General features: G+C 69.7%; 10 protein-coding genes. 4 read left to right on the top strand and 6 right to left on the bottom strand.

Features of this window, described 5'->3' with window-relative positions:
- Positions 1–198: 198 nt before the first annotated feature.
- A complete protein-coding gene (locus ACWEF6_RS36935) occupies positions 199–846 on the bottom strand; it encodes a TetR family transcriptional regulator (protein ID WP_449687198.1) in 648 nt (215 codons plus the stop codon).
- A gap of 130 nt (positions 847–976) precedes the next feature.
- On the opposite strand from ACWEF6_RS36935, the gene ACWEF6_RS36930 reads away from it, so the two are divergent.
- Positions 977–2,293 (top strand): GH1 family beta-glucosidase, encoded by a 1,317-nt coding sequence (locus ACWEF6_RS36930; protein ID WP_449687197.1) that lies wholly within the window; start codon positions 977–979, stop codon positions 2,291–2,293.
- The gene (locus ACWEF6_RS36925) at positions 2,286–3,545 is read left to right on the top strand and encodes an MFS transporter (RefSeq protein WP_449687195.1); all 1,260 of its coding nucleotides are present in this window, start codon (positions 2,286–2,288) and stop codon (positions 3,543–3,545) included. The genes ACWEF6_RS36930 and ACWEF6_RS36925 overlap by 8 nt, the downstream gene beginning before the upstream one ends.
- Before the next feature lie 318 nt (positions 3,546–3,863).
- Here ACWEF6_RS36925 and ACWEF6_RS36920 read toward each other — a convergent pair whose 3' ends face one another.
- Together ACWEF6_RS36920 and ACWEF6_RS36915 are read right to left on the bottom strand one after the other, a co-directional pair.
- The gene (locus tag ACWEF6_RS36920; RefSeq protein WP_310968268.1) at positions 3,864–4,280 is read right to left on the bottom strand and encodes a hypothetical protein; all 417 of its coding nucleotides are present in this window, start codon (positions 4,278–4,280) and stop codon (positions 3,864–3,866) included.
- A 12-nt stretch (positions 4,281–4,292) separates the two neighbouring features.
- Positions 4,293–4,631, bottom strand: a complete 339-nt coding sequence (locus ACWEF6_RS36915; RefSeq protein WP_091305133.1) for a hypothetical protein — start codon at positions 4,629–4,631, stop codon at positions 4,293–4,295.
- Between the two features lie 318 nt (positions 4,632–4,949).
- Here ACWEF6_RS36915 and ACWEF6_RS36910 point away from each other — a divergent pair, with 318 nt between their 5' ends.
- Positions 4,950–6,335 (top strand): helix-turn-helix transcriptional regulator, encoded by a 1,386-nt coding sequence (locus tag ACWEF6_RS36910; protein WP_310968267.1) that lies wholly within the window; start codon positions 4,950–4,952, stop codon positions 6,333–6,335.
- 22 nt (positions 6,336–6,357) lie between these two features.
- The gene (locus tag ACWEF6_RS36905; protein ID WP_449687201.1) at positions 6,358–7,245 is read left to right on the top strand and encodes a phosphotransferase family protein; all 888 of its coding nucleotides are present in this window, start codon (positions 6,358–6,360) and stop codon (positions 7,243–7,245) included.
- A 212-nt stretch (positions 7,246–7,457) separates the two neighbouring features.
- Here ACWEF6_RS36905 and ACWEF6_RS36900 read toward each other — a convergent pair whose 3' ends face one another.
- Genes ACWEF6_RS36900 through ACWEF6_RS36890 form a run of 3 tightly spaced genes read right to left on the bottom strand, consistent with a single transcriptional unit; the run spans position 7,458 to position 9,793 of the window.
- The gene (locus tag ACWEF6_RS36900) at positions 7,458–8,486 is read right to left on the bottom strand and encodes a copper resistance D family protein (RefSeq protein ID WP_449687194.1); all 1,029 of its coding nucleotides are present in this window, start codon (positions 8,484–8,486) and stop codon (positions 7,458–7,460) included.
- A complete protein-coding gene (locus ACWEF6_RS36895; protein WP_449687193.1) occupies positions 8,486–9,037 on the bottom strand; it encodes a copper resistance CopC family protein in 552 nt (183 codons plus the stop codon). The genes ACWEF6_RS36900 and ACWEF6_RS36895 overlap by 1 nt, the downstream gene beginning before the upstream one ends.
- Positions 9,038–9,793 (bottom strand): YcnI family copper-binding membrane protein, encoded by a 756-nt coding sequence (locus ACWEF6_RS36890; RefSeq protein ID WP_449687192.1) that lies wholly within the window; start codon positions 9,791–9,793, stop codon positions 9,038–9,040. It lies immediately after the preceding gene.
- Positions 9,794–9,809: the final 16 nt, after the last annotated feature.

Here is a 9,809-nt window from a genome sequence, read left to right as displayed (position 1 = left end):
CGAATGTTTCATTCGGGACCTCGGACGTCCCGAATGAAACATTCGCGACCGTCGAGGAGCACCGGATCACGCACGCGCGCGCCCGCCCTCCCTGGGGGAACCCCCACTTCCAGTCTATCGGCCCCCACTGACAACCCACCCGGAACCACAACGTTGTCCACAGGTACACCGAACTGTGGACAACTCCTGTGGACAGCCCTACGACCGCTCCCCGAACCGAGCCGCCAGATACCCCTTCACCACGTACTTCGCCTCGGCGACGATCTTCTCGTCCCCGCTCGGCTCCCGCCGGAAAGCCAGCTTCATCAGGGCATCGGCGACCTCGTTCGCGATCGTGATCGCGAACCGCAGGTCCTCCACCGGCCGATCCACCTGCGTGGCCACCAGATCCGTCAGCGAATCCACGATCACCGCGTTGTTGTCGCGCGTCTCGTCGAGCAGCTGGCGGTCGATGATGTCGCCGAAGTGGACCTTCGAAAATCCCGGCACCGTCCGGTGCATCTCCAGGTAGATGTCGAGGATCGAGTCCACGACGTCCCACCAGTGCTCCGGGCCCAGCTGCTTGAGCCGCTCGTTCACCGCGCCCACGAAGCGCTCGAGGTTCCGGGCCGTCAAAGCCTGGACCACGGCTCTCTTGTCCGGGAAGAACTGGTACAGCGAACCCACGGCGACCCCGGCCCGCTTGGCGATCAAGGTCGTCGTCAGCGCGTCGTAACCGAGCTCGTCGATCAACGCCGCGCTCGCGTCGAGCATCTGCTCGACCCTCTTCGCGCTTCGCTGCTGGACCGGCTGGCGGCGTAAGGGGGTGGCTTCCGCCGGCACCTTCGCGGCCTGGCTGTCGGACACGGCGCTCCTCCTCGTCTGATCTGGGACTTTATCGTGCCGACGGGCTTCCCCACGGACGAGTGAAGACCTAGTATATGAGAACTTTTCATGTTCACCCGTACGGGTGCCCTGACGAAGGGGTCAGCAGCCGGTGCAGAACCCGAACTTCCCGCCCGACTTCCTCTGGGGTGTTTCGACATCGGCGTTCCAGATCGAAGGCGCCACCAGCGAAGGTGGGCGCGGACCGTCCATCTGGGACACCTTCACCGCGACCGAGGGCAAGATCGCCCGCGGTGAACAAGCCAACGTAGCCGCCGACCACTACCACCGCTACCCCGAAGACATCGCGCTGATGGCGGAACTCGGCGTCGGGGCCTACCGGATGTCCATCGCCTGGCCGCGGATCCAGCCCGACGGGACGGGCGCGCCCAACCCCGAAGGCCTCGGCTTCTACGACAAGCTCATCGACGCCGTCTGCGAGGCCGGGATCGCTCCCGCCGTCACGCTCTACCACTGGGACACCCCCCAAGCCATCGAAGACGAGGGCGGCTGGCTCTCCCGGGCGACCGCTGAGCGCTTCGCCGAGTACGCCCGGATCCTCGGAGAGCGCTTCGCCGATCGGGTGAAACTGTGGATTCCGCTCAACGAGCCCATGGTGATGTCCATCTTCGGCTACGGCATCGGCGAGTACGCGCCCGGCAAGGTCCTGCTGCTGGACGCCATTCCCACCGCGCACCACCAGAACCTCGCGCACGGCCTCGCGATCCAGGCCCTGCGCGCCGCGGGCGCCACGAACATCGGCACGGCCAACAACCACTCGCCCATCTGGCCCGCCGACGACGACGCCCAGGACGCCGCGGCCTACCTCGACGCGCTGCTCAACCGGCTCTACGCCGACCCGATGCTGCTCGGCACCTACCCCGAAGAGCTGCATCCGCACCTGCCCGCCGGGTTCGCCGACGATCTGCCGACCATCGCGCAGCCGCTCGACTTCTACGGCATCAACTACTACGAGCCGCAGGGTGTCGCGATGCCCGGCTCCGGCAACCCGCTGCCCTTCGAGCTGCGGGACATCGAGGGTTACCCGATGACGACGAACGGTTCGCCGATCGTCCCGCACGCCCTGCGCGAACTGCTGCTGGACTTCCACCACCGCTACCAGGACAAGCTGCCGCCCATCCAGATCACCGAGAACGGCTGCAGCTTCGCCGACGAAGTCGCCGAAGACGGCGGGGTCCACGATCCCGAACGCATCGACTTCCTGCACGGTCACCTCGTCGCGCTGCGCGAGGCGATGGACGCCGGCGTCGACGTCCGTGGTTACTTCTGCTGGTCCCTGCTGGACAATTTCGAGTGGTCCAAGGGTTACGCGCCGCGCTTCGGCCTGGTGCACGTCGACTACGAGACCCTGCGGCGGACGCCGAAGGACTCGTTCCACTGGTACCGGAAGCTGGTGCGGAATGAGTGAAACGACCCAGGCGGTCCCCGAGGCGCTCGCCGAACCCACCGTGCGGGTGCGGCCCGGCTGGATGAGCCTGCTGTTCTTCGCCAACATCGCGCTCTGGCTGGGTGTCTACGCGCCCATTCAGGTGCTGCTGCCGAAGCAGGCCGAGCTGCTCGACGCCGTGAACAAGGAAACCGTGCTCGGGGTGGTGATGGGCTTCGGCGCGGCGGTGGCGCTGGTCGCCAACCCCGCGATCGGGCTGCTGTCCGACCGGACCTGCTCCCGGTTCGGGCGGCGGCACCCGTGGACCGTCGCCGGCGCGATCGTCGCCGCCGTCGGGCTGGGAGTGCTGGCGCTGGCGCCGACGGTCGTCGTGATGATCGTCGGCTGGTGCCTCGTGCAGGGCGGCCTCAACGGCATGCTCGCCGCGCTCATGGCGGCGTTGCCCGATCGGGTTCCGGTGCAGCAGCTCGCCGTGGTCGGCGGTCTCGTCGGCATCGCGCAGATGCTCGGCACGGTCCTGGGTGCGGTCGTGGTCGTCGTCGTGCTCGGCATGGCCGGGCTGCCGCCGGCCTACGCGGTCTGCGCGGGGATCGTCGTGATCGGTGCCGCGTTCTTCGTGCTCCGGACGCCGGACGCGCGGCTGCCGATCGAGGCTCGCCCGCCGTGGGTGCTGCGCCAGGTGCTGCGGGACTTCTGGGTGTCGCCCCGGAAGTACCCGGACTTCGCGTGGGCGTGGAGCTGCCACTTCATGATCAACCTCGGCAACGCGTTCGGCACGCTCTACCTCTTGTTCTTCCTGCAGGACGCGGTGCACTACCCGGACCCGGAAAACGGCCTGCTGATCATGATGGCGCTGTACGGCGTCGCGCTCGTCGGCGGCGCGGTGCTCGCCGGGCACTTCTCCGACAAGTCCGGACGGCGCAAGCCGTACGTCCTGGTGGCCTCCGGAGTCATGGCACTGGCCGCTTTGCTCCTGGTCCTCTGGCAGAGCTGGCCGGTCGCGCTCGCCGCGTCCCCGCTGCTCGGCGTCGGCTTCGGGGCGTACATGGCGGTCGCGCTGGCGATGTTGACGCAGGTGCTCCCCGCGGCGCAGAACCGGGCCAAGGACTTCGGCATCATCAACATCGCGAACTCGCTGCCGCAGGTGGTCGCGCCGCTGGTGACGCCGCTGGTGCTCGCCTACCTCGGCGGCTATCCGGGGCTCTTCGCGGCTTCGGCGATCGCGACGCTGCTGGCCGCGGTGCTCGTGCTGAGGGTGAAGGCGGTTCGCTAGACGTGGAACCGCGGGCCGGTGCCGGTCGGGGGAGGGGAGTGCAACGGCACCGGCCCGCGGAATTCGTGGGCCGCTCGGGCGAACAGAGCGGGTGAACCAGTGGTCCATACCGCTTGTGTTGATCAATCTAGCGGGGGATTACCGCCTGGGCTAGGCCTAACGCGGATTTTTTTCGATTAATCGCGGTGGGGACCGGGTGTTGGCCGAGGACTGGTTCGCGCTGCTCGGGGGTGCGGGCGAAACAGTCCTCGGCCGGGGCGAGTGCGGACGCGGGTCCGATGGGGCGATCGGCCGGCCGCGGCTCGCCGGTTCAGGGGGTCAGGCCGTGACCGCTCGGCGCGGGTTCACGAGCGCGTGGCGACCGGTGGTCTCGGCCGCGGTGGGCGGCGCGGGGTGGGCCGGGACGGGGCTCTTGCGGCGACCCTGCAGGCGGCGGTCCGTCGCGGACTGTTGCTGCGGGGCCAGGCCGCCGGCCACCAGGTGTTCGTGCGCGACCTGCCAGACCGAGCACGGCGCCTTGCAGCGGTGCCACCGGGTCGAGCAGGTCGGGCAGTCGCCGCGCTCGTCGGGCTCGTGCATCTTCAGCATCGCGCGCCACGCCTCGGTCAACCGGGGCAGTTCGGAGCGCGCGACCGAGACGAGCGACTGGGCGTCGGCGCGGTTCGCCAGGTCGGTCAGCATGTCGAGGCGCTCCCAGACCGCATTGCGGAGGACCTGCCCGAGTACCTGATCCATGTCAGCTCACCGTTACCTTTCCGCCATCTTGGCGGCTTCGTTGAGCGCGGCGCGCAGCTGTCCGAGCTGGCCGGACGTCAGCCGCGCGGTCTCACCGGGAGGCGAGACCAGTACCACCTGGTTGTCTTCGACGAACACCGTCACCGCGCGTTCGCGGCTGATGAGGTCGCCGCACTGCACGCGCCACACGAGCTGACCGCCCTCGTAGTGGCGGACGCTCGCGGTGCGGGGATCCACCGCGGCGGCCGGGGTGACGGGACGGACAGCGGGGGCGGGAGAGACCATCGCCGGCCGCACGGCGCGGGTCGCCGTGCCGGCATGTCCCCCTGCGAACGAGTCCACGAACTCCACGCCCTTCTCCGCTCTGTCGAAAGTGTCCGAAGATGCCTTCTGCAACATCGCCTTGTCACGACGCTGCGGTTTTCGTAGCTCTCCGTGATCGCTACCGGTGTGCGGCCGGTGACGGAGATCTGACAACTACAGTGAGGTGAAACCGAGTGCGATAGAAGGTGAAACCGGCGTCATAGCGGTGACTGGGCTCGGTTCCACGGTAAGCGGTCAGCGGACTTCGCCCCGACCGATCAGGGCACCAGTTCGGCTGTTCACACGGTTCCGCAGGTTTGCCTACGCTGTTTCACAGACGCCCGACCGGACAGTGGAGGGGGCGCGATGGACGCCAGTAACGGTGGCAGTGCCGAAGCCCGGCAGAGCCACGCAGTTCCCGCTGACGCGTGGGAGCAGCCGGAGATGAGAACGGCTCTCGCGTCGCGCGAGATCAGCGCCGTTTACCGGCTCCTGCGCAAGCACGGTGTCTCGCAGCGCCAGATCGCCGCGATGACCGGCCAGTCCCAGTCCGAGGTGTCGGAGATCCTCAAGGGTCGCCAGGTCATGGCCTACGACGTGCTCACGAGGATCGCCGACGGCCTGGGCGTCCCCCGTGGGTACATGGGCCTCGCCTACGACGAGGCCACGGCGATACGGGTCGTCGGCTCCGCCGACGGCCAGCAGGCTGAGGAGGACGAGTCCGTGAAGCGACGGAGGTTCCTCGCGCACGCTGCCCAGGTCACGATGGGTGCGGCGGTGTTCGGTCCGGAATCGGGCACCTGGGCGGCCGGGCCGGCCAGGACGCCGGCGCCCGGGCGCATCGGCATGACCGACGTCCGCCAGGTCGAAGCCGCGACGCGGGCGCTGCGGGCGCTCGACTACCAGTACGGCGGCGGGTTCTGCCGCGACGCCGTGGTGGCGCAGCTGTCCTGGGGCCAGCAGATGCTCGAGGCGCACGGCACGGAAATCGTCAAGAACCGGCTGTACGTCGCGCTCGCCGACCTCCACTCGCTGGCCGGCTGGACCTCGTTCGACACCGGTCTGATGGACTCCGCCCGCGGCCACTTCGCGAACGCGCTGGACCTGGCCAAGCAGGGCGAAAACCATCCGCTGGTGGCCAACGTGCTCTACCGCATGGGCCGCGTCTACCTGCACCAGGACGCCCCGAACGACGCGCTGAAGCTGTTCCAGCTGGGCCAGATCGCCGCTCAGGAAAGCGGTTCCGAGCTGGCCGTTTCCGTGCTCTGCGCGAACGAGGCCTGGGCCTACGCGATGATGGGCAACGAAGAGCAGGCGGTGAAGCTGCTCGGCCGGAGCAAGGACGAGTTCGAGCGCGCCAACCTGGCCGAAGCCGAGTCGTGGGTCAAGTTCTTCACCGAGACCGACGTCTACGCCATGGTCGGCACCGTCCACACGGTCCTCGCGCAGAAGAACGCCGAGCACACGAAGTACGCGATCCCGGCGCTGACCAGGGCCGTCGAGTCCTACGACGACGAGATGGCCCGCTCCAAGACGTTCATGTTGAGCGCGCTCGCCACCAACCACCTGCTGGACGGCGACCTCGACCACGGCGCCAAGGTCGGCGGCAAGGCCATCGACTGCGCCGAGGGCATCAAGTCGGAGCGGGTCAAGGACCGGATGCGGCCCCTGCAGGAAGAGGCCGAGCGCCGCCGCAACAACGCCGACGCCCGTGACCTCGCTGACCGCCTCCACGCTTTCTACGCCGCCTGACCCCGAGAGCGCCGGCGCGGTTTTGGACGGCCGGTTCACCTCGGGGAAGCTGCGTGGCGTGCTGGCCGAGACCTGCTCGCTGCTGGGCTTCGACCCGGCGGGCGCGCGGTTGCTGCGGTTCACCAACAACGCGGTGTACGCGCTGGTCAGCGCGCCTTTCGTGGTCCGGATCGTCGGCTCGACGCAGCTGCGGCACCGCGTCGGCACGGTCGTTCGGGTGGCCCGGCACTTCGAACGCCACGGCGTCCCCGCGATCCGGCTCCTCGGCGACGTCGAGCAGCCCCTGGAGGTCGGCGGGCACCTGGTGACCGTGTGGCACCAGGTGCCGAGCATCGGCCGGGCGGCGACGTCGGTCGACCTGGCCCGGCTGCTGCGCCAGGTGCACGCCCTGCCCCCGCCGCCGGGCCTCGCCGAGTGGGCGCCGTTCGCCGCGGTGCGGGCCCGGGTGTCCGACGCCGAAGAGATCAGCGACGCCGACCGCGAGTTCCTGCTCGACCGCTGCGCCGAACTCGAAGCCGAGCTGGCCGAGCTGGAGTTTCCGCTGCCCAGGGGTCTGGTCCACGGCGACGCGTACCCCGGCAACGTCATCCCCGGGCCGGACGGGCCGGTGCTCTGCGACTTCGACTCCTCGTGCGTCGGCCCGCCGGAGTGGGACCTGACGCCGCTGGCGGTCGGCCGTGAGCGGTTCGGCGACCCGCAGGTGGCGTACCGGACGTTCGCCGCGGCGTACGGCTTCGACGTGACGTCCTGGCCCGGGTTCGCCGTGCTCCGCGGCATCCGGGAGCTGAAGCTGACGACGAGCGTGCTGCCCATCCTGCGCAGCCGGCCGCAGGTGCGGCCCGAGCTCTTCCGCCGTCTGGACGACCTTCGGAACGGCCGGACGGACGTGCGCTGGACGCGTTACCGCTGACCGTCATCTGTCACTTGGTGTGATCGACACCACAGACTGCACGTGCATTCGCCGACTGCATATGACCGTTCGTCGCATCCAAAAGGCGGTCAGCTCTGGGTAGAAAGTTCGGCTCGACCGGTCACCCCCAATGGATGCCGGATCATCCCAATGCGCAAGTTGCAGCTACTCGCCGTGACTTCGGACCGGGTCCTACCTGCGACGACGACGGTTCAGGAGGCGACGACCGGCGCGCGGGTCAGCACGACGGCGAACCCGAACGCCAGACCCATCACGGTCAGCTCGAGCGTCGCCCAGGCGGCGAGCGCCGTGCGGTCGTGCCGGACGATCCGCGGCATCAGGCGCCAGCGGACGTTCGCGCCGAGCAGCGCGATGGCGCCGGTGCAGACGAGCTTCAGGACGAGCAGCTGCCCGTACGGCGTCGTGAAGATGGCCGCCCAGAAGCCGATGGTCGGGTTGAGCGAGATCTCGATCAGGCCGTTGAACAGCCCGGTGGCGGCGGAGATGACCAGGCAGAGCGTCGCGAGCTTGGAGAACCGCGGCAGCGCGTGCGCCAGCAGCGTCCGGTTCGCGACCAGGAGCACAGTCATCGCGCCGAGGCCGCCGGTCCAGGCGACCGCGCTCATGACGTGCAGCTCCATCGAGATCATCGTGTAGTCGTGGTAGTTCCAGTTCGACGCGTGCCCGGTGACCGGCAGCGGCAGCAGCGCGAACAGGCCGAGCCCGACGCGGACCTCGGCGGGCACCTTCTCGCCGAACCGCAGCGCCAGCGCGCCGATGCCGGCGTGGACGAGCGCGAGCGCGGCGACGATGACGAGCGCCTTCCCGGCGCCGACGTCGGCGATGTACTGCCCGATGTCCGACGGCGCGAGCGTCGGCGAACCCGGCTTGTACTCCGCGGTCTGCAGGATCAGCGCGACGACCGCGGTGGTGGCCCAGACGAGCGCGGCCGCGACGCCGGCCGGGCGGGCCAGCCGCATGACCGGTTCGGTCAGCTTCGGCCGGTCGTAGCCGACGAGCACGGACAGCAGCGCCAGCCCGATCGTGGTGACCGCGGCGAGGTCGAGCAGGACCCGGACGACCGGGATGCCGGCCGAGACCACCGCGTCGGGCTGCACCACACCGGGGACCGGGGTGGTGGCGGTCAGCGCGACACCGATGAGGGCGCCCAGCAGGCCCGCCGTCACGACGCAGAGCAGTGTCGAGTAGCGGACCTTCGTGGTGGCCTCGGCCTGGGTCATCAGTTCTTCTCTTCGATCTTGCCGCCGGAGCGCAGCGCCACGGTCAGCCCGATCGCCAGCAGCACGACGGCGCCGGCGATCCAGACCCAGATCGGCACGCCGGTGGACGACGACTGCTGCGGGGACGCCGACGCGGAGCCGCCGGGCGACCTCGCCGCGTCGACGGTGGCCGGTGTGCCGGTGCCCGCGGCCGTCAGCGTGAAGCTGAGCTCACCGGTCACCGGGTGGCCGTCCGCGGACAGCACCCGGTAGCCGACGGTGTACTTCCCGGCCGGGCCGAGCGGCCGCAGCGGCGCGCTGATGACGTTGTTCACCACCGTGATCGGCCCCTCGGCCCACTGGCCGCCGCCGGGTCCGGTCACCGCGATCTGGTTGACGTCCGCGCCCTGCACGTACTGGTCGAAGGTCAGGCTGATCTTCGCCGGCCCGGCGGCGACGGACGAGCCGTTCGCCGGGTCCGAAGAGATCAGCACGTTGTGCGCCAGCGCCGGGGTGGCCGTGCCGAGCACGGCCACCCCCGTCAACGCCAGCGCGAGGAGGGCCCTGCGCATTTAGCTGTTGCCTCCCGACTTGGCCGTGGCCTTGCGGGCCCGGATGGTCGCGCCGGCCCCGACGCCGAGGCCGATGGCACCGACGAGCAGGCCGGCCCCGCCGAGCCAGCGCGCCGTGTTGTCGGATGCCGCCGCGGCTTCAGTGTGCTCCCCGGTGGTGGCCGCGGTGTTCGCGGCCATCCCGTGCTCGTCGCCTTCCGACTTGGCGGCCAGCTTCACGGCCGGCGTCGGGTGCTCCGGCTCCTCGCCGTTCGCCGGGGTCGGCTGGTTCCAGTCGACGACCTTGCCGTCGCTGTAGGTCTGGTGGGCCGGGAACTCGACCTGGTCGACGTTGGTCGGCAGCGGCCCGAAGCTCACCGCGAACTCCTGGTAGTCGGTGGCCTTGAGCTCGCTGCCCGGCTGCGCGGTCCAGGTGACCGCGGTGACGGCTTCGGTGATCTGCGTCCCGTTGTCCTTGGTGATCGGGGTGGGCAGCTTCGACTTCGTCACCTGAGCGGTCCAGCCGGGGACCGGCTTGGTCCGGACCGAGCCGATGCCGTAGTCCGCCTTGAAGTCGACGGCGACCTTCGTGGTGGTGATCGGGTCCTTCTCCTCGCTCGGCACGCGGAAGACGATCGCCGCGTAGCCGCCCTTCGTGGGCTGCGGGCCGTAGACGTTGGCCGTGACGTGCGCGGACGCGACGCCGGCGCCGAGGAGACCGGCGACACCGATGGTGGCGGCGAGGAAACCGGCGCGCTTGAAGACGTGCTGGGACATGGGTTCACTCCTGATG

It is taken from the genome of Amycolatopsis sp. NPDC004772, from assembly GCF_053601215.1.
The sequence above is the reverse complement of the archived record's forward strand: the minus strand, read 5'-3'. Positions and strand labels throughout refer to the sequence as shown.